20 protein-coding genes, 1 tRNA gene and 1 pseudogene are annotated in these 19,800 nt (G+C 60.0%); 10 read left to right on the forward strand and 12 right to left on the reverse strand.

Features of this window, described 5'->3' with window-relative positions:
- Positions 1-74: 74 nt before the first annotated feature.
- The 7 genes from PUT78_RS10195 to PUT78_RS10225 form a co-directional block, all read right to left on the reverse strand.
- Positions 75-151 (reverse strand) — tRNA-Pro (locus PUT78_RS10195).
- A 172-nt stretch (positions 152-323) separates the two neighbouring features.
- A complete protein-coding gene (locus tag PUT78_RS10200; RefSeq protein WP_274352156.1) occupies positions 324-1,184 on the reverse strand; it encodes a MerR family transcriptional regulator in 861 nt (286 codons plus the stop codon).
- 9 nt (positions 1,185-1,193) lie between these two features.
- Positions 1,194-1,496 (reverse strand): integration host factor subunit alpha, encoded by a 303-nt coding sequence (gene ihfA, locus PUT78_RS10205; protein ID WP_274352157.1) that lies wholly within the window; start codon positions 1,494-1,496, stop codon positions 1,194-1,196.
- Between the two features lie 98 nt (positions 1,497-1,594).
- Positions 1,595-2,572, reverse strand: coding sequence for a beta-ketoacyl-ACP synthase III (locus PUT78_RS10210; protein ID WP_274352158.1), 978 nt, complete (start codon positions 2,570-2,572; stop codon positions 1,595-1,597).
- Positions 2,569-3,723, reverse strand: coding sequence for a phosphate acyltransferase PlsX (gene plsX / locus PUT78_RS10215; protein ID WP_274352159.1), 1,155 nt, complete (start codon positions 3,721-3,723; stop codon positions 2,569-2,571). The genes PUT78_RS10210 and plsX overlap by 4 nt, the downstream gene beginning before the upstream one ends.
- A gap of 30 nt (positions 3,724-3,753) precedes the next feature.
- Positions 3,754-3,960, reverse strand: coding sequence for a 50S ribosomal protein L32 (gene rpmF, locus PUT78_RS10220; RefSeq protein WP_274352160.1), 207 nt, complete (start codon positions 3,958-3,960; stop codon positions 3,754-3,756).
- A 194-nt stretch (positions 3,961-4,154) separates the two neighbouring features.
- Complete coding sequence (locus PUT78_RS10225; protein WP_274352161.1) at positions 4,155-4,733, reverse strand: YceD family protein; 579 nt, start codon at positions 4,731-4,733, stop codon at positions 4,155-4,157.
- 157 nt (positions 4,734-4,890) lie between these two features.
- On the opposite strand from PUT78_RS10225, the gene PUT78_RS10230 reads away from it, so the two are divergent.
- From PUT78_RS10230 to cysE, 3 genes are all read left to right on the forward strand, one after another.
- Positions 4,891-5,370, forward strand: a complete 480-nt coding sequence (locus PUT78_RS10230) for an outer membrane protein assembly factor BamE (protein WP_274352162.1) — start codon at positions 4,891-4,893, stop codon at positions 5,368-5,370.
- Between the two features lie 53 nt (positions 5,371-5,423).
- Positions 5,424-6,215: a GNAT family N-acetyltransferase gene (locus tag PUT78_RS10235; protein ID WP_274352163.1), complete on the forward strand. Its 792-nt coding sequence runs from the start codon at positions 5,424-5,426 to the stop codon at positions 6,213-6,215.
- A gap of 87 nt (positions 6,216-6,302) precedes the next feature.
- Positions 6,303-7,121 carry a serine O-acetyltransferase gene (gene cysE / locus PUT78_RS10240; RefSeq protein WP_274352164.1) on the forward strand — a complete coding sequence of 273 codons (819 nt, stop codon included), beginning with the start codon at positions 6,303-6,305 and terminating at the stop codon, positions 7,119-7,121.
- A gap of 488 nt (positions 7,122-7,609) precedes the next feature.
- Here cysE and tyrS read toward each other — a convergent pair whose 3' ends face one another.
- Positions 7,610-8,866, reverse strand: coding sequence for a tyrosine--tRNA ligase (tyrS, locus tag PUT78_RS10245; protein ID WP_274352165.1), 1,257 nt, complete (start codon positions 8,864-8,866; stop codon positions 7,610-7,612).
- 64 nt (positions 8,867-8,930) lie between these two features.
- On the opposite strand from tyrS, the gene PUT78_RS10250 reads away from it, so the two are divergent.
- From PUT78_RS10250 to PUT78_RS10260, 3 genes are all read left to right on the forward strand, one after another.
- Positions 8,931-10,022, forward strand: coding sequence for an anhydro-N-acetylmuramic acid kinase (locus PUT78_RS10250; protein ID WP_274352166.1), 1,092 nt, complete (start codon positions 8,931-8,933; stop codon positions 10,020-10,022).
- 60 nt (positions 10,023-10,082) lie between these two features.
- Positions 10,083-10,376, forward strand: coding sequence for a DUF4389 domain-containing protein (locus PUT78_RS10255; RefSeq protein WP_274352167.1), 294 nt, complete (start codon positions 10,083-10,085; stop codon positions 10,374-10,376).
- A 61-nt stretch (positions 10,377-10,437) separates the two neighbouring features.
- Positions 10,438-12,243, forward strand: a complete 1,806-nt coding sequence (locus PUT78_RS10260; RefSeq protein ID WP_274352168.1) for a M3 family oligoendopeptidase — start codon at positions 10,438-10,440, stop codon at positions 12,241-12,243.
- A 268-nt stretch (positions 12,244-12,511) separates the two neighbouring features.
- On the opposite strand, the gene PUT78_RS10265 is transcribed toward PUT78_RS10260, so the two are convergent.
- From PUT78_RS10265 to PUT78_RS10280, 4 genes are all read right to left on the reverse strand, one after another.
- Positions 12,512-13,465, reverse strand: a complete 954-nt coding sequence (locus tag PUT78_RS10265; RefSeq protein ID WP_274352182.1) for a 2-hydroxyacid dehydrogenase — start codon at positions 13,463-13,465, stop codon at positions 12,512-12,514.
- Between the two features lie 10 nt (positions 13,466-13,475).
- Complete coding sequence (locus PUT78_RS10270; protein WP_274352169.1) at positions 13,476-13,817, reverse strand: tRNA-binding protein; 342 nt, start codon at positions 13,815-13,817, stop codon at positions 13,476-13,478.
- Positions 13,814-14,626, reverse strand: a complete 813-nt coding sequence (proC, locus tag PUT78_RS10275) for a pyrroline-5-carboxylate reductase (RefSeq protein WP_274352170.1) — start codon at positions 14,624-14,626, stop codon at positions 13,814-13,816. The genes PUT78_RS10270 and proC overlap by 4 nt, the downstream gene beginning before the upstream one ends.
- A gap of 106 nt (positions 14,627-14,732) precedes the next feature.
- Positions 14,733-15,236, reverse strand: a complete 504-nt coding sequence (locus PUT78_RS10280; protein ID WP_274352171.1) for a type III secretion system chaperone family protein — start codon at positions 15,234-15,236, stop codon at positions 14,733-14,735.
- 686 nt (positions 15,237-15,922) lie between these two features.
- Between PUT78_RS10280 and PUT78_RS10285 the strand changes: the two genes are divergently transcribed.
- From PUT78_RS10285 to PUT78_RS10300, 4 genes and pseudogenes are all read left to right on the forward strand, one after another.
- Entirely contained in the window at positions 15,923-16,942 is a 1,020-nt protein-coding gene (locus PUT78_RS10285; protein ID WP_274352172.1) for an amino acid ABC transporter substrate-binding protein, read from the forward strand.
- A 131-nt stretch (positions 16,943-17,073) separates the two neighbouring features.
- On the forward strand, positions 17,074-18,327 hold the full coding sequence (locus PUT78_RS10290; protein ID WP_420793491.1) for an amino acid ABC transporter permease: 1,254 nt from the start codon (positions 17,074-17,076) through the stop codon (positions 18,325-18,327).
- Positions 18,328-18,329: 2 nt separating this feature from the next.
- Positions 18,330-19,628 (forward strand): amino acid ABC transporter permease, encoded by a 1,299-nt coding sequence (locus PUT78_RS10295; RefSeq protein WP_274352174.1) that lies wholly within the window; start codon positions 18,330-18,332, stop codon positions 19,626-19,628.
- A gap of 12 nt (positions 19,629-19,640) precedes the next feature.
- Positions 19,641-19,800, forward strand: a pseudogene (locus PUT78_RS10300) (amino acid ABC transporter ATP-binding protein); the annotation flags it as partial.

The raw sequence follows: 19,800 nt of genomic DNA on the forward strand, positions 1-19,800 counted from the left end.
GGGCGGTGTTTGTCCACCCTCTTGCCTGCCACGCGCCAGGTGCAGGAAAACAGGTCAGTGATGCCGGAAGAAAATGGTCGGGCTAGCAGGACTTGAACCTGCGACCTTCCGTCCCCCAGACGGACGCGCTACCAGACTGCGCTATAGCCCGACATCAATGCGCGCTTTCTACCCGATTCCGCGGTGAGGGCAAGCGCGAATTCCGAAAAAACTGCCGCTTTCATGGCGGGGGCATGCGGGCGGTCGCAGCGGCCGGTCGCGGAAAGCAGGGAACCGGTTTTCTGCGCCCGAACCGGCGTTGTGAAAATCCGGCGTGGGGCGCGTTACCGGGGCGGCTGGTCCTGTTCAGCTTTTGCCGCCATGCGCGCCAGCAGCCCCTCCAGCCGGGTGAGAAGGGGGGTAATCCGGGCTGCATCGGGGGCAGCAACGGGCAGGCGGCGGCGTATGTCATGGGCCAGCCTGACAGCGGTTGTTGCCGTGGTTGTCGCTTTGGTTTCTGCGGACGCGGCGGTGGTGCCGGCGCCGGGCAGGTGCGGATCATCGGGTTGTGGTGCCTTTTGCGCAGCGAGTGGCGCGACGCTTTCCGGGGATGGCGGTTCTGCCGCAGTTGCAGGGGGCTGCTGCACCGGTTCCGGGGGGCGCTGCGGTGCCACTGGCGCAGTCAGGTTTGCCGGTTCAACGCGGGTGCGCTGCGGGGAAGGCGGGGTTTGCGGGGCGTTGGGCGTTGGTGGGGCCACCGGTGGGGAAACCGGCGCTGGGGGCCTTGGTGTGGCTGTTGACGGGGAAACCGGTGCAGGGGCCGTTGACGGGGTTGGTGTGGCGACTGGCGGCGAAACCGGCGCAGGGGCTGCTGCCGGGGCTGCGGGCATTGGTTCCGCATCCGCTCGTTCATCTTCGCCCAATGTCTTGTCCATGACAGGGGCGAGGGCGGCCACATGGCGTGCGCCCTTTTCCTGCAGCAGTTTCTGCACGCCGCGAATGGTCATGCCCTGTCCGTGCAGCAGTTCCTTGATACCTGCAAGCAGGTCAATATCCGCACGCCGGTAATAGCGACGCCCACCGGCGCGCTTCACAGGTTTGACCTGTGAAAACCTGCTTTCCCAGAACCGCAGGACATGCGCGGGGGTTTCCAGCGCCTCTGCGGTTTCGCTTATGGTGCGAAACGCCTCTGGGGCCTTGCGCATGGGGGCACCTTATCCGCGGTTTCCGTCGATGACCCGCTCTTTCATGATATGGGACGGGCGGAATGTCAGCACGCGCCGCGGAGAGATGGGCACTTCTTCGCCGGTCTTGGGGTTGCGGCCCAGCCGGGCATTCTTGTCACGCAGTGAAAACGTGCCAAAAGACGAAATCTTGACCTGCTCGCCATCTACCAGCGCATCCGAGATATGTTGCAACACGGAATCCACCAAGGCAGAGGATTCATTGCGCGACAGGCCCACCTCGCGAAAGACGGCCTCGGTCAAGTCCATTCTTGTGAGTGTTTTATTTGACATACCTGTTCCCCGCTTTGAGCGAACAGGATGCGGGAAAGAGTTTTACGAGTCAATATCAGGGGGTTGCAGACGGGCGTTAATCCGCCCTTGAAACGCGATTACCAGCGCAGAACAACCGCGCCCCAGCTAAGACCGCCGCCAATGGCCTCGGTGACGATGACATCGCCGGGGTGAAAGCGCCCTTCGGCATTGGCAACCGACAGTGCAAGGGGAATCGATGCCGCAGATGTATTGCCATGATCCTGCACAGTGACCACGACCTTTTCCATGGACAGGCCAAGCTTTTGCACCGTGCCCCGGATGATGCGCAGATTGGCCTGATGGGGCACAACCCAGTCCACATCGTCTGCCTGCAACCCGGCCTTGTCCAGGGCACTGTTGGCCGATGTCGCCAGCTTTTCGACGGCGTGGCGGAACACTTCGCGGCCCTGCATGCGCAACACGCCGGCCGTGCCGGTACGCGACACACCACCGTCAACATACAGAAGTTCGCGGTATTGCCCGTCTGAATTCAGATCAGATGCCAGAACACCGCGGTCGGTATTCTTGCCTGTGCCGGTCTGCGCTTCCAGAATGACGGCCCCTGCGCCATCGCCGAACAGCACGCAGGTGCTGCGATCATTCCAGTCCAGAATGCGCGAGAAGGTTTCCGCACCGATCACCAGAACCCGTTTCGCCTGACCAGCCATGATCAGCCCGGTCGCATTTGCCAGCGCAAAGACAAATCCCGCGCAGACGGCCTGAATGTCGAAGGCAAACCCGCTGCGCATGCCCAGCCCGGCCTGTACTTGCGTCGCGACAGCGGGAAAGGTGAAATCCGGGGTGGATGTGGCGACAATCACGGCGTCGATATCGTCGGCAGCAAGCCCGGCATTGTCCAGCGCGGCGCGCGCGGCCTTGATGGCCAGATCTGAGGTGTATTCGTCCTCTGCCGCGAAATGGCGCCGCTCTATGCCTGAACGCGATACGATCCAGTCATCACTTGTATCCAGCGTTTTTGCGAATTCCGCATTCGGCACGACACGCGCGGGCAGATAATGACCTGTGCTTCGAATCACCGCTCTGGTTACGCTCATGCCTGATCTGTCCCGTCTGAAGTGCTGCGCGGTGCGGCAAGGGGGCCGGTTCCCGCGTCATCCGTGGCCTTGAGCAACCGTTCCTGCAAGGCGTCTGAAACAGCAGATATACGCTCTGCCATGCGATCCTGAAAGCCGGATTGCGCCAAAGTGAACGCAAGTTTGATCGCCGAAGACACGCCAGTCGCGTCTGCAGACCCGTGTGATTTGACGACAGTTCCGTTCAGCCCCAGAAAAACGCCGCCATTCGCAAGGCGCGGGTCCAGCCGTTTTTTCATCCGCTTCAGGGGGCGCATCGCGAATAATCCGCCAAGTTTGGAAAACAGGCTGCGTTCCAGTTCGGTGCGCAGCACATCCCCCATCAGTTTTGCAGTGCCTTCGCCGGTTTTCAGCGCTACATTCCCGGTAAAGCCATCGGTGACAATGACATCGACATGCGCGGACGGAATGTCATTGCCTTCGACGAAACCCACGAATTCATACCGCCCGACTTCGGCAGCATCGGCGATCAGCCGCGCGGCTTCCTTGATTTCGGCGCGGCCCTTATGTTCTTCGGTGCCCACATTCAGCAAGCCCACACGCGGATGCACCGCGCCAAAGGCATTGCGGAAATAGGCCGACCCCATCAGGGCATAATGCAGAAGGGATTCTTCGTCAGCGCGCACATCGGCACCGACATCAAGCATGGTGTTATAACCATATGGCCCGTGCGATGGCCACAGACAGGCGATTGCGGGCCTGTGAACACCGGGCAGTTTGCGTAGCCGTAGCATCGACACCGCCATCAGCGCGCCGGTATTGCCACAGGACACAGCCGCCTGCGCCTGACCGTCGCGCAGGGCCGTTACAGCGGACCACATGGATGTGTCACGCCCGCGCCGCATGATCTGCGCGGGTTTGTCTTCCATGCTGACAACGCCGGGGCTGTGAATAATATGCACGCGGTCCGCCAGAGCGGATTCGCGTGCGACCAGCGCCTTCAGCACCGATTCATCGCCATGCAGCAGAAACGCGATATCGCTGTTCCGGCTGGCCGAAATGGCACACCCGCCGACGACAGCTTCCGGTCCGTAATCCCCGCCCATTGCATCCACCGAAATGGTGGTCATGCTGGCGTCAAAGGGAATGCGACCGTGCGGCGCGTCAGACATGGATCAACCAGATAGGCATGATCAGCGATCTTATGCGGCGTCGTCGTCCAGATCGACAGCCGGTGCGGCTGCAACGACTTCGCGGTCGTTATAGTGGCCGCAGGACGGGCACACATGGTGCGGGCGCTTCAGTTCGCCGCAATTGGGGCATTCGTTCGGGTTGCCCGCGACCAATGCGTCATGCGACCTGCGCATGTTACGACGAGAGCGGGTAACGCGGTTCTGTTGGACGGCCATATCAAACCTCGGGTTGCAGGCGTTTGCAGGTAAGCCCGGACTGGGCCCCCGACAAACGCGGAATCTAGGGGTTGCGATTTGAGGCGCGGCATACACGGCTTATCCCGCGTTTCCAAGCCCTCTTTGCATGAGCGGCGTAAAATACTTGCTTTGCGGCAGTTTTCAAGCCGGAATTTGCCCGCGGGCGGGTTTGTTCAGTCCTTATTCTGATCGCGCATAAGTTTTTCGCGCAGACCCGCCAGCCCGGCAAATGGTTTTGGCCTTTCCTGCGCGGGCAGCGGGGCGGCACCTTCGGGGGCGGCGCTCAATGTGCCTTCGCCGGGCAGGGTGGCCCCGTCAATGCGGGGGAAGGCGGGAATTGCAAGCGCCAGCGCTTCAATCGCCACCGAACCGGGGTCGATCATGGCGCCCAATGCTTCCTGGGTGTCATCGTCGGGCATTTCGATCTCATGTCCCTGCGGCTCCGGCATCTGCGCCAGATAGCGGCGCTGCACGGTTTCATCGATTCGGGTGGTCACCGGGTCCAGCGTCACGGCGCAGGATTGCACCACCGTCGCCCCAAGCGATGCGCTGATTTCCCAGTCCTGTCGGCCAAGAGGGCGCAATTCCCCCTGAAAGCGGAATTTACGCAGACTCAGCAGCCCCAGATCATGCGCAATACTGGCGCGCAATGCGGCATCGGGCTGCAAATCAAACGGCACGGGCTTGCGTGCATTCAGTTGGGCCACCTTCACGGGGGCGGATAAACTTGGCTGGGCAGGTGATCCGGTCACGAAATCCTCGATATGCTGGAATGGGAAAGTTGCATGACTTTATAGAGTGTTTCGTTCCTTTCTTGAATAGCGTCGCATCCTTCTGTATCCCTTTTGCCAAAGCTGGCCATGGGCAGCACCGCACATTGTTGTGTGCAGGCTGTTGATGTGCCCGATAATGGGACAGGTTCAAGAGGTATTGCTGCGCATGCGAACATTCGGATTGTGGATCTTGTCACCCGTCCTGATTCTGGCTTTCGTGGCGTGCAGCCCAGTCGCACGTTTTCACGGCTACGCCCCGGATGACATGCAACTCGCTGAAATCGAGGTGGGACGCGACACGCGCCAGAGCGTCGAGGAAAAGATCGGTCGTCCCGGTGTGTCCGGTGTGATGGAAGGGTCCGGCTGGTTTTATGTCCAGAGTGACTGGATCGAAGAAGGATGGCGCGCCCCTGTTGAAGTGGACCGCCAGATTGTCGCAATTTCGTTTGATTCCGCTGATAGAGTGTCCAATATCGAACGCTTCGGGCTGGAGGACGGAGAGATTGTTGCGCTGTCGCGCCGTGTCACTGATACCGGCCCCTCTGGTATGAGTGTGTTGCGACAGCTTATGTCCAATTTCGGCAGGTTCAACCCCGCCCAGATGCTGGGTGGCTAGGATAACCGGGACGGGATTGCCTGATATGAACACCGCGACAGGCAGACGAACCAATGACGATAACGCATTTTCCTGCGCGCGAACTGACAGCGTTTCCCGCTGACCTGGTTGCGGGCGGGCTGGTCATCGGCGGTTTCCCCGTCCGTATCGCACAAAGCACAGCTGACCTTCAGCAGGTTCATGCGTTGCGGCGGGCGCGTTTTCTGCCGGACGGGCAGGCGAAATCCGACAGAGACCGCTTTGATTCGCTGTGCGTGCATCTGATGGTGTCCGATCCTGACGGCGCGCAATTGCTGGCCACTGCGCGGCTGCGGCTGGTCACGCAGGGGGCGGCATTCCCCGACACCTATACGGCACAGTTCTATGACCTGTCGGCGGTGGCACGACACTATGCGCGCGCGCTGGAAATCGGGCGGTTATGTCAGGTGGAACACGCGGATAACATGCCTGATGCCTTGCGCGCCCTTCTGGCCGGGGTGACGCTGGTTGTTCTTCACGCGAATGTCGATCTGATGTTCGGTTGCACCTCGTTCCGGGGGCAGGATGTGGCGCGCCACAGGCTGGCGCTGGCGTGGCTGAAGGCGAATCACCTTGGCCCCGCCGCCCTGCTGCCCGGCAGCATTCATCCGCGTGCCAGTAACCTGCCGGATGAAATTGTCGACCCGCAAGCCGCAAGACAGGCCCTGCCTGCCTTGCTGCGCATGTATCTGGGCATGGGCGGGTGGGTGTCCGATCTCGCGATTACTGATCCGGAACTGGACACAGTGCATGTTTTCACTGCTGTTGCGACCGCAGCCATCCCGCTTGCCAGATTGCGTGCGCTGCGCGCTTTATGTCCGGTCTGACATGACAGGCGTTGTTTTCCTGTTTCATGTGCTTATTTTCATTGATACGCGCCAGTGCCTGCAGGCAATATGACAAGGATCTGCCCCATGCCCGAACTCAGCAAGAACCCGCGCCCTGTGCCTGAACTTGACCCGGTCTGGTCCCGGATCCGCCAAGAGGCAAGCGCGGCAGTGGAAATGGAGCCGCTGATGGGCGGTGTGTTCCATTCCTCGATTCTGCATCACAGGACACTGGAACAGGCGCTTGCCTTCCGTTTGTCACAGAAACTGGCCTCTGCCGAAATGTCGGAACAGATTCTGCGTGAAATCATGGACGAAGCCCATGCCCGCGATCCGGGTCTGGGCACAGCCGCGCGCGCCGATATCGTCGCCACTTTCGAACGTGACCCGGCCTGCGAACGGTTCATGAAACCGCTTCTGTATTTCAAGGGCTTTCAGGCGGTGCAGGCCTACCGCATCGCGCATTGGCTGTGCCTGCAGGGCCGCAGTGATTTTGCAAGCCTGATACAGATGCGGGTGTCCGAAGTGTTCGGTGTGGACATTCATCCCGGTGCGCGGATCGGTCAGGGAATCATGATCGATCACGCCCATTCCATTGTTATCGGGGAAACCGCAGTCGTCGGTGATAATGTGTCGATGCTGCATTCGGTCACGCTGGGCGGCACCGGCAAGCAGGATGGCGACCGTCACCCGAAAATCGGCAATGGGGTGCTGATCGGGGCGGGGGCCAAGGTGCTGGGGAATATCCGCGTGGGCGATTGCGCCCGCATCGCTGCAGGGTCCGTCGTGCTGGAAGAAGTGCCGTCGCGCAGCACTGTCGCCGGTGTTCCCGCGCGCGTGGTGGGGGAAGCGGGCTGTTCGCAGCCCTCGCTGACCATGGACCACCTGCTGCGCGGCGAGATATGACGCGCGCGGGGCGGGGGCGGGGGCGGATGCCCCCCGATAACGTCGGGCAGATGCGCTTGACGCGCGGATCATCGATACCGGGATCACCGCGCGCCTGATCCCCGGCACCGCCGATGGGGAAGTTGCGCCTGCAACACTTTATTCCGACAACTCCTATCCGGATGTGGTGCTATCCCCCGGTGACCGACCTACATCCGGCGCTGCCCCCCCCCGGGGCGCGGCCGCGCCATATCCGGTGGAATTTCGTGACCTCCGGCCGCGACAGGACAGACCACGCCAGATTGCAATGGCGTGCTGCAGATCGGGGGCAGAACCACCCCGCAAGCGTCAAGGATGATGTCACCCCTTGCCCTGATACGCGCGCGCCAGGCATGGCAGAATAAAAGCGCCGTCCTGCTTTCATTCTGGTAAAAATATCCAATAATCCGCCCCGGCCCGGCGCCGCGCGTCTGGCGGGCAGGGCATCAAGGTCAGGCGGTGTCATCTTTTCAGGCCCCGGCCAGCACCACCTGCGCGTGGCGCTTCTTGCCGGCGGTCAGCTTCACCGGCTGCGCCAGATCAGCCGCACTGATCATCTGGCCTGCATCGGTGACCAGCGCATCATTCGCGCGCGCCCCCCCTTCCAGGATCAGGCGTTTGGCGTCCTTGCCGGATTTCGCCAGCCCGGAGCGCACGAAAAGCTGTGCCATCGACATGCCGTCTGCCAACTCGGCTGCGCTCAGTGTCAGCGTGGGCAGGTCATCGCCCAGGCCCCCTTTTTCAAACACGTCGCGCGCCGTGGCTTCAGCGGTGGCGGCAGCATCCGCCCCATGGCACAGGGTCGTCACCTCATTGGCCAGAATGACCTTGGCCGCGTTGATGTCCGACCCTTCCAGCGCGCCCAGCCGGTCGCATTCCTCGACCGGAAGTTCAGTGTAAAGTTTCAGAAAACGCCCGACATCGGCATCAGTGGTATTGCGCCAGAACTGCCAGAACTCATAAGGGCTGAGCATATCGGCATTCAGCCAGATGGCACCGCCTTGCGATTTGCCCATTTTGCGCCCGTCCGATGTGGTCAGAAGCGGCGTGGTCAGACCAAAGATTTCTGCGTCCGCAATGCGGCGCGCAAGGTCAATACCATTGACGATATTGCCCCATTGGTCCGATCCGCCCATCTGCAACAGGCACCCATGGCGGCGGAATATTTCCACAAAATCATAAGCTTGCAGGATCATGTAGTTGAATTCAAGAAAGGACAGCGACTGTTCGCGGTCCAGCCGCGACTTGACCGATTCAAAGCTGAGCATGCGGTTCACGCTGAAATGCCGCCCCACATCGCGCAGGAAATCAAGGTAGTTCAGCCCGTCCAGCCATTCGGCATTGTTCAGCATGACCGCACCAGCGGCGCTGTCGTCATAGGACAGGTATTTCGCGAAAACCTGTTGCATACCCGCGATATTGGCTGCAATCGCGGCCCCATCCAGCAGCGGGCGTTCATCCGACCGGAAACTTGGGTCGCCCACCTTGGTTGTGCCGCCCCCCATCAGGGTGATGGGCTTATGGCCGCATTTCTGGAACCAGCGCAGCACCATGATATTCAGCAAATGGCCCACATGCAGCGATTTCGCCGTGGCATCATAGCCGATATAGGCGGGTACAACCCCCTTGATCAGCGCTTCGTCCAGACCTTGCAGATCGGTGCAATTGTCAAAGAAGCCGCGTGCCTGAAGGATGTTCAGGAAATCTGATTTGGGTCTGTAGGTCATTTTTGCTTGTCCCGGATGGCCGATTGCGCGTTCTATAGCCGCGCAGGCTGCCAAGGAAAAGCCCATGTTGGAATCACAACCCGTTACCGTGCTGGGAATGATGTCGGGCACCTCGCTTGACGGTGTGGATGCAGCCCTGCTGCGCACCGATGGCGAAAGGATCGCAGGTTTCGGCCCGACCGCGTACCGCGCCTATACGGACAGTGAACGCGCGGTCTTGCGCGCAGCCCTTGGCCGCTGGCCGGGCGACGACGGGGTAGAGGATGTGGCCGAACTGGTGGAAACGGCGCATGCAGAAATCATGGCGCGTTTCGACGGGGTGGAACTTGCGGGTTTTCACGGCCAGACATTGGCGCATGACCCGCGCGGACGCGGCACGCATCAGGCCGGGTCGGGGGCGGTGCTGGCACTGGTGGCAGGCTATCCGGTGGTCTGGGATTTTCGCAGCTCCGACATTCAGCTTGGCGGGCAGGGCGCCCCACTGGCACCGTTTTACCATTTCGCACTGGCGCGTCACATCGGGGCAAAAGCCCCCGTTGCGTTCCTGAACCTTGGCGGTGTGGGCAATGTGACATGGGTGGACCCGTCCAGGGCAAAACCCGAAGATGAAGGCGCGCTTCTGGCCTTTGACACCGGCCCTGCGAATGCGCCGCTGGACGATCTGTGCCAGTCCCGCCTTGGGCTTGCCCGCGATGAAGGGGGGGCGCTGGCGGCCACCGGGCAGGTGGATGCGGATGTTGTGCGCGCCTTTCTGGAAGATGGCTATTTCTTCCGGATGCCGCCCAAATCGCTGGATCGCCATTTTCCCGCGCTGGATGGTGCGGTGGCGCATTTATCCGATGCTGATGCACTGGCCACGCTGTCGGAATGCGCTGCCGCCGCCGTGGCTGAAGGGTTTGCCCATTTCCCTGCCGAACCGGCGCAGCTTCTGGTCTGTGGTGGTGGGCGGCACAATGCTGACCTGATGCGCCGGATAGCGCGGCGTCTGGCCTGTCCGGTTGTGCCTGTCGAATCGGTCGGGCTGGATGGTGACATGCTGGAAGCACAGGCATTCGCCTATCTTGCAGTGCGGGTGGCGCGCGGATTGCCCACATCCTGCCCCGGCACCACAGGTGTTGCTGCTGCCGTAGGCGGCGGACAGGTCAGCACGCCGTGATTTCTGGTGCTGCGTGTTCTGATGCGCTAGGCTGCGACAAAAAGATTCTGAAGGATATACATGATGCAAGATATTGACGACGACCGCCCGTCCCCGCCGCTGGAAAAACCCGCAGAATCGCTTCTGCTGCGGCTGGTCTATATGCTGATTATCGCGGCAATGATGTCGGTGGCGCAATCCATCCTGTTTCTGGTGGCTGTCATTCAGTTTGTCGTTGTCATCATCGACAAACGCCAGCCCAATGAACGGCTGGCGGATTTCGGCTGCATGGTGGGGGCATGGATCGCCAAGGCTGCGCGCTATCTGTCAGTTGCCACTGATGCCAAACCATGGCCCTTCAAAGAGATGGACTGAAGCGGTTGCAGCGCGGGGCCACGCGGCCTAAGTGTTGGTCAAGTTCACAGCGGAGTAGTCCATGCCACTTGACCAGCAAAGCACCACCAAGACCGAATTCGGCAATCTGCCCGATTGGGATTTAAGCGCGCTATACACGGCCCCCGATGCGCCGGAACTGACCCGCGATTTTGACTGGCTGCGGCAGGAATGCGCAGCATTCGCATCCGCGTATGAAGGCAGGCTTGCGCAGCTGTCGGGCGCGGACATGCTGGACTGCGTGCAGCGCTATGAAAAGATCGACATGGTTGCCGGGCGGCTGATGTCCTATGCGGGCTTGCGCTATTATCAGAACACGGTTGACCCGGAACGTGCAAAATTCATGGCCGATGCACAGGACCGCGTGACTGATGCGACCACGCCGCTGGTATTCTTCACACTGGAAATGAACCGCATCGATGATGCCGCGTTTGATGCGTTGGTGTCTGGCAATGCGAATCTGGCGCGGTATCGCCCGGTGTTTGACCGCATGCGCGCCATGCGCCCGCATCAATTGTCGGATGAGCTGGAAAAATTCCTGCATGACCAGTCCACGGTCGGGTCTGCTGCGTGGAACCGTCTGTTCGATGAAACCATGGCGGGCCTGCATTTCGAGGTGGAGGGAGAGTCCGAGCCGCTGGGGCTGGAAGCCACGCTGAACCTGCTGACCGACCCTGACCGCAAGCGCAGACAGGCCGCAGCACAGGCGCTGGCCTTTGTGTTTTCGGGGCAGTTGAAACTGTTTGCGCGGGTGCACAACACACTGGCCAAGGAAAAGGAAATCGAAGATCGCTGGCGCAAGATGCCATCAGCGCAACATGCCCGCCATCTGTCCAACCATGTCGAACCCGAAGTTGTGCAGGCGCTGCGCGATGCAGTGGTCGCTGCCTATCCGAACCTGAGCCATCGGTATTATGCGCTGAAAGCGCGCTGGATGGGGCTGGAGAAGCTGGAAGTCTGGGATCGCAACGCGCCCCTGCCGCTGGAAGCGCCGCGCGTGTTCAGCTGGGATGATGCGCGCCAGACTGTGCTGGATGCCTATGCAGGGTTTTCGCCGAAACTGGCCGAACTGGCTGAACCTTTCTTCAGCAATGGCTGGATCGATGCAGCGGTGAAACCCGGCAAGGCACCGGGCGCATTTGCCCACCCGACAGTGACAGATGCGCATCCTTTCGTGATGCTGAATTATCTGGGCAAGCCGCGCGATGTGATGACACTGGCGCATGAACTGGGGCATGGGGTGCATCAGCGGCTGGCCGCAGGGCAGGGGGAATTGCTGTCGTCAACACCCCTGACGCTGGCGGAAACCGCGTCTGTGTTCGGCGAGATGCTGACCTTCCAGAAAATGCTGGCACAGGCGAAAACCCAGTCTGAACGCAAAATTCTTCTGGCCGGCAAGGTTGAGGACATGATCAACACGGTCGTGCGCCAGATCGCGTTTTATGATTTCGAATGCAAGCTGCATGCGGCACGGCGCGAAGGTGAGTTGACGCCTGACGACATCAACGCGCTGTGGATGAGCGTGCAGGCCGAAAGTTTGGGGCCGGTGTTTGAATATATGGACGGGTATGAAACCTTCTGGGCGTATATCCCGCATTTCGTGCATTCGCCGTTTTATGTCTATGCCTATGCATTTGGTGACGGGCTGGTGAATGCGCTTTACGCGGCCTATCAGGATGCGCCAGAGGGGTTTCAGGACAAGTATTTCGACATGCTGGCCGCAGGTGGGTCCAAACACCACAAGGATCTGTTGGCGCCCTTCGGGCTGGATGCGTCCGACCCTGCCTTCTGGGACAAGGGGTTGCAGATGATCGCAGGCTTCATCGATGAGCTGGAGGCGATGGAATAGCCGCCAGCGCGTGACCCGACCAGGCCGGAATACCCGTTTGCGGGTGGTTCCGGCCTGAAGGGGGGGAATGGATATAGCCCGCGCCAGCGGTGGGCCGGGGTCTGCCGGTCCCAGGTATTAGAAGTTCACTTTATCCATGCGGCAGGACTCCGACATTCAAGGGCTGATTCAGCACCAGCGAAATCGGCAGGCCGCGGGACGGCCCACCGATGGTGCGGCGGCCTGCGGCCTTTGTTCCGCACGCTTTGGCAATGCCCCGACATCCGTTTCACACCGGGTTCAGCAACGCGTCCCCCTGCGCATGCGCAATCGCGTTTTCCAGCGCCATCATGCCCATCTCTTCGCGGACATCCAGTGCGGCGGTGCCCAGATGTGGCAGCAGGGTCACATTCTCCATGCGGCGCAGGGCCACTGGTACATCCGGTTCGAATTCATAGACATCCAGCCCCGCGCCTGCGATCCGGCCCTGCTGCAAAGCGGCAATCAGGGCCGCTTCATCGACCACATCGCCGCGCGCGATATTGACCAGATGGGCGTGTGGGCGCATTGCCGCCAGTTCCTGCGCCCCGATCAGATGGCGCGTATCCGCCCCGCCCGGAACCGCCAGCACCACCACATCGGAGGCCGCCAATACATCCGTGATACTGTCAAGCTGGCGCGCGGGCAGATCAATCGCGCGGGGTGAGCGGTTGTGATAGACCACCTCCATCCCCAGCCCGAAATGCACGCGCCTTGCGATTGCCTGACCAATGCGGCCCATGCCGATTATCCCGCAGGTCTTGCCACCCAGATGCAGGCCCAGCATTTGTGTCGGGTGCCAGCCCGACCATTTTCCCGCGCGCACCAGCCGTTCACCTTCGCCCGCGCGGCGCGCAGACATCATGACCAGCATCAGCGCGATATCGGCCGTGGCGTCAGTTACCGCGCCGGGCGTGTTGGTGACCGCCACACCGGCCTGTCGCGCGGCAGCAACATCAATATGATTATACCCCACGCCGAAATTCGCCAGCAAACGACAGCGTGCCGTTTCCATCCCGCTGAACACTTCGGCGCTGAACATATCCCCCAATGTCGGGATGATCACGTCATACAGCACCAACGCTGCGCGCATTTCCCCCTTCTTCAGGGGCGATGTCTGCGCGCGCAGTGTCACGTTGAAATTTTCCCGCGCGCGTTCCAGGACACGCTCGGGCAGGGGGCGGGTGATATAGAGTTCCTTCATCATGCGACTTTCAATGCATCCGCGCGCCTTCGGGCACGTCATGGTCCGGGGCCAGCAGCGAGATATGCCCCTGCGCGTCGGACACGCCCAGCACCAGCACTTCCGACATGAAAGGACCGATCTGCCGGGGCGGGAAATTCACCACCGCCATGACCTGCCGACCGATCAGTGTTTCAGGTGTATACAGGCCCGTAATCTGTGCGGATGATTTCTTCTCGCCCAACTCCGGGCCGAAATCGATCCATAGCTTGATGGCGGGCTTGCGCGCTTGTGCAAAAGGTTCGGCACGGCTGATGCGGCCTGCGCGGATATCAACCTTCAGGAAATCGTCGAAACTGATCGGGTTAGTCATTGCGCCAACTCCCGCGAGCGGTCTGCCGCAGCGCCAATCGCACGGACCATAAGCGGGGGCAGGCCATCCGCCTCATCCATAAGCACCGCCAGTGCTGCAGCCGTGGTGCCGCCGGGGCTGGTAACATTGACGCGCAGTTGCGCGGCGGTTTCCGTGCTGTCCTGTGCAAGGGCGGCGGCCCCTGTCACTGTCGCGCGCGCCAGTTGCATGGCCATGTCCGGCGACAACCCCTGCGATTCACCGGCGCGGGCCATGGCCTCGATCAGGTGAAAGACATAGGCCGGGCCGGACCCCGAAACGGCTGTCACCGCGTCCATCTGCGATTCATTTTCCAGCCGCAATGTCTGGCCAACCGCCGCAAGCAGGGATTCCGCCATTTCCATGTCGGGTTCGGACACATGGGCATTGCCGATCAGTGCGGTAATTCCGCGTCCGACAGCGGCAGGGGTGTTGGGCATGGCGCGGATAATCGGGGTCTGCTGGCCCAGAATATCGCCGAACCGTGCAAGCGGTGTGCCCGCCGCGATTGACAGGAACAGGGTTTGCCCATTGCCCAGCGATTGCAACGCAGGCAGCGCATCGCCCATCATCTGCGGCTTGACCGCCAGCACGACCACCGCAGGCGCATCCGGCACCGCCCCGTTCAGCGCAACTCCACTGTCGCGCAGCCAGTCTGACGGGTGCGGTTCGATGACATGCACATTCGATGCTGGAATACCGCGTGCCAGCCAGCCCGCCAGCAGGGCAGATCCCATCTTGCCGCAACCCAGCAGAACCATTCCCTGTGCGTGAATCCGGTCAAGTGTCATGATGCCCCCTTCATGTGTTTTGAACACTTGTTGCGCCGCAGCGGGGCAGCGTCAAGGGGGCGGGGTGGACGGGGTGCCGGAACGGGCGGGAAACCCCGCGACCGGATCAGGCGTGTCCGACAGCTTCGGACAATGCCAGATCAAGCGCCGATTTCGGGCTGTGATCGGCCCAGGCGACCAGTTGAAACGCCGGATAAAACCGTTCCGCCGCCGTGATGGCTGTGCGGATCATGCGGTCAATCTGGTCCATTTCGGCGGTCTGGTCCTGGCCAAGCAGCAACCCGTAGCGCCAGACCATCAGGCGCTGACTGGCCCAGAAGCTGAACGCGCCGGACCAGACCATGTCATTCGCCCGGTTGATGGTTTCATAAACGGCGGGCAATGCGGCGTCGGGCGGGTCCATGTCGAATGTGCAGATCAGGCGCAGCATATCTTCATCCGGCGACAAGGCCAGCGTCAGTGCATAGCTGCGCCATTGCCCTTCGACGACCATGGCGATCTGGTCCTCGGCCATGCGGTCGAAATCCCAGTCATTATGGTCGGCCAATGTCTCGACAATGTCGATCGGGTGGATCGGATCGGTTGAAAGGTAAAATTCTGTTGCTGACATACCCGCCTCGTTCCGGTGATTGGACTGTCATTTGTGTTGAACCACAAGCAACAGTGGGTGACCCTATAATCTGCGCGCTTTTGGTATCGCTTACACTACATGGTGTGCTGAAACAGGTCATGAGTAAAGCGAAATCGCCGGGTCGGTATAAAATTCCTGTGTATATCTTGTGTGGCGTGACAGCGATATCTGCAGGAAACCGGAAGAACGCGGGGGATTGCGGAGGTTGCCGGATGCGGGCGCAGGCGGCAATAATTTAACTGGCCTTGACTGTTCTATTCAACGGGCCGGTGACGCGTTTCGCCCACGCTTTTGGCGCCGCCTGCCTGGCCCTAAGTATGTGTCATGCGCGGGACGGCAAACGCCGTGCATGGCGCAGCATCTTTGAATTAAAACAATTGTATGCAGAACCCACAGTGCGAACAGGAGTACGCGGTATTGACGCAGGCCGTTTCGACTGAAAGTTGTGCTTATCCGGAATATAGGCCGCACAATTGCCTGATATGCACTGTATTTCAAGGCGGTTGTTCCGAAATGTGGGCATATGGCTATTTACGGGCTTGACCGATTTGCCATTATCGGCACAAACTTGCCTATGGTATCAGGTGTAACAGCCTGATTGCTACCTTCGCCTAAAATGGTGGGGGACAGACCGCCGCCAAGGCGGCGACAACAGAGAGGTAAACATGAAGAACTCCGTATTTCTCGGCGCTTTCGCCGCGACGACGCTTGTTGCTGGCCTAGCACAGGCGCAAACTACGCTGGAAACAGTGCAATCCCGTGGCGAACTCAACTGCGGTGTCTCCACCGGTCTTGCAGGTTTTTCTGCACCCGATGGAAACGGCGTCTGGCAGGGCTTTGACGTTGCTTTCTGCCGTGCCGTGGCAGCAGCAGTGCTGGATGACCCGATGGCCGTGAACTTTGTTCCGACCACCGGGCAAACGCGCTTTTCGGCACTGGCGTCGGGCGAAGTCGATATTCTGGCCCGGAACACAACCTGGACCTTCTCGCGCGATGTTGACCTGAATTTCACCTTCCTCGGAACCAATTACTATGATGGTCAGGGCTTCATGGTCACGCGCGATCTGGGTGTCAGCTCTGCGCTGGAACTGGACGGGGCGACTGTCTGTATCCAGACCGGCACCACGACCGAGCTGAACCTTGCCGACTATTTCCGCGTCAATGGCATGGCCTATGAACCGGTTCCGATTGAAACCAACGCCGAAGCGCAACAGCAATACCTGGCTGGTGCCTGCGACGTTTACACCACTGACGTATCGGGTCTGGCCGCGACGCGGGCATCCTTTGCAAGCCCGTCTGACCATGTGATTCTGCCGGAAGTCATTTCCAAGGAACCGCTTGGGCCGGCAGTGCGCCATGGTGACGACCAATGGGCTGATATCGGTCGCTGGACCCTGTTCGCCCTGATCGCAGCAGAGGAACTTGGCGTTACCTCTGCCAACATCGATGAGATGAAGGCCGGTACCGACAACCCGGAAATCAACCGTCTGCTGGGCAGCGAAGGTGATCTGGGTGCAATGTTCGGGCTGGACAGTGAATGGGCTGTCCGTGCCATCGCTGCCGCTGGCAACTATGGCGAGATCTTCTCGGCCACGATCGGCGAGCAGACGCCCATCGGACTGGCGCGTGGTCTGAACGCACAGTGGACACAGGGCGGCCTGCTATACGCACCGCCCTTCCGTTAACCGACATGAAAACGCGCGCCCTTGTGGCGCGCGTTTTTCCTGTATCAGCCCTCTTTGTTGTCTGAGCATGCTTTGGCTGCGCGGTTTGCCGTGGCCAGGGACAGGAGTTTATGATGTCCACTTCTGATGATCTGCGCCGTATGACCAGCGTTCCGAAACGTTCCTTCCGACCAAGTATGCTGCTTTATGATCAGCGCTACCGGTCGATTACGATACAGGTGTTTTTCCTGTTCATGCTGATGCTTGGTGCCGCCTGGCTGATTGACAATACAGTCAGCAATCTGCGGGCGCTGGGGCGCGATTTCAGCTTCGCGTTTCTGAATGCACCTGCCGGGTACGACATCAACCAACGCCCCATCGCATATGACAGCCAGATGACCCATGGCCGCGCGGCGCTTGTGGGTTTTCTGAACACCATCATTCTGGCGGTTCTTGCCTGTGCGCTGGCTACGGTTCTGGGGGTGGTTGCGGGTGTGCTGCGGCTGTCCAATAACTGGATCGTCGGGCGACTGATGACCGTTTATATTGAAGTGTTCCGCAATATTCCCACATTGCTGTGGATCGTGATCTTCGGCGCAATCATGACCGAAGCCATGCCTGCGCCAAGCGCCTTTCGCGGCGATGATCCGGCGGCGAGCATGCTGTTTAACGATGCTGTCGCGGTGACCAATCGCGGTGTTTATATCCCTTCCATAGAATTCGTGCGCGATCTGGGTGACCTGCGGATTGGTCCGGTTGCGCCATCGTTGAACTGGTTGCTGGTCTTTTTTGTCATCATTGCAGGCATCTATGCAAACAAGCGCCTGATCGCACATGCGACAGCTGTGCAGAACGCGACCGGCATACGCCCGAAAACATGGTGGAAAAGCATTCTGATCCTGCTTGGCCCGGTTGTTGTCATCCTTGTCGCGCTTGGGGCCTATCTGGATTACCCTGAACTGCGTGGCTTCAATTTTGCGGGCGGCACGCATCTGCGTAATTCGCTGATTGCAATGTGGCTGGGCCTTGGCATTTATACCGGCGCTTTCGTGGCCGAGAACGTGCGCGCGGGCATTCTGGCAATTTCCAGAGGCCAGACAGAGGCCGCGTTCGCCCTTGGTATGCAACCGGGCAAGACGATGCGGCTGGTCATTCTGCCGCAAGCCCTGCGCGTGATCATCCCGCCACTGATTTCGCAATATCTGAATATCACCAAGAATACGTCACTTGGTCTGGCGGTGGGGTATATGGACCTTCGGTCCACGTTGGGCGGGATCACCATCAACCAGACCGGGCGCGAACTTGAAGGCATGCTTCTGATGATGCTGATCTATCTGGCGATCAGCCTGACCATATCCGGGGCGATGAATGTCTATAATTCCCGCGTCAAACTGAAGGAGCGGTAGACATGAGCGATACCCACGCACAGACCGTTGCCTATGTCCGCGAAAGCATGCTGCCGGAGGCATCACCACCGATTGCGGAAAAGGGCGCTGTCAAATGGCTACGTGAGAACCTGTTTTCCGGTTGGCTGAATACCATTCTGACGGTGCTGTCGCTGCTGGCCATCTGGTACCTGCTGTCGGCAATCGGGCCTTGGCTGCTGAATGCGGTCTGGAATGCCCAATCGCTGCGCGAATGCCGCGAAATTCTGGATGGCGCAAGCGGGGCCTGTTTCGCGGTTATCAAGGACCGGTGGCACCAGTTGTTGTTCGGGTTTTACCCGCCGCATCTTTACTGGCGGCCTGTCCTGTCGCTGATCCTGTTATTTGTCGCGCTTGCCCCGGTCCTGTTCAGCCAGGTGCCGCGTAAGTTTCTGGGTTTGTCGGCGCTGTACCCCTTTGTGGCCTATCATCTGCTTTGGGGCGGGTCGGTCTGGTTGCCGGTTTCCGTAATTCTGGGTTTTGTGCTGGGCTATGTCGCCTTTCGGGTGCTGGCCAGGATTGCGCCGCTGGTTGCCATCACCGGGGCGATTCTGGTGCCAGTGCTGTGGTGGATATTCTTCGCAGGCACATTTACATCGGCCATGACATCGGTTGCGCCGATCGGGCTGGATTTCGTGCGCTCCGACCGGTTCGGGGGCTTTCTGATCTCGCTTGTTATCGGGGTGTCGGGGATTTCGCTGTCGCTGCCCATCGGCATTCTGCTGGCGCTGGGGCGGCAATCGGACATGGTCTTCGTGAAATCTGTCTGTGTGATGGTGATTGAATTCATCCGTGGTGTGCCGCTGATTACGCTTCTGTTTACCGCGTCGCTGCTGCTGAACTACTTTCTGCCGCCGGGCACCGCATTTGACCTGATCCTGCGCGTGATCATCATGGTGACGCTGTTTGCATCCGCCTATATGGCCGAAGTGATACGCGGTGGCCTTGCTGCCCTGCCAAAGGGCCAATATGAAGCCGCGGATGCGCTGGGTCTGGACTACTGGAAGGCGCAGCGGCTGATTATCATGCCGCAGGCGCTGAAAATTTCCATCCCTGGCATCGTGAACACGTTTATCGGCCTGTTCAAGGACACGACACTGGTTGTCTTCATCGGGTTGCTGGACCCGATCGGGCTGTCAAATGCCATCCGCGCCGATACCGACTGGAATGGTATTTACTGGGAGTTGTTCATCTTCATCGGGGCTTTGTTCTTCATCTTCTGTTTCGGCATGTCGCGCTATTCCATGTATCTGGAACGCAAGCTGAAAACGGATCACAGGTAAGGGGGTCACAGCATGACCGAAACGACAATTGAAATTCCCGTGGATCGCGCAATCGACACCAGTCAGATGCAGATCAGCGATGAAATTGCCATTCAGATCACGGCGATGAACAAATGGTATGGCACGTTCCATGTGCTGCGCGACATCAACATGACTGTCAATCGTGGCGAAC

The organism is Roseinatronobacter alkalisoli (genome assembly GCF_028745735.1).
GTDB lineage: Bacteria > Pseudomonadota > Alphaproteobacteria > Rhodobacterales > Rhodobacteraceae > Roseinatronobacter > Roseinatronobacter alkalisoli.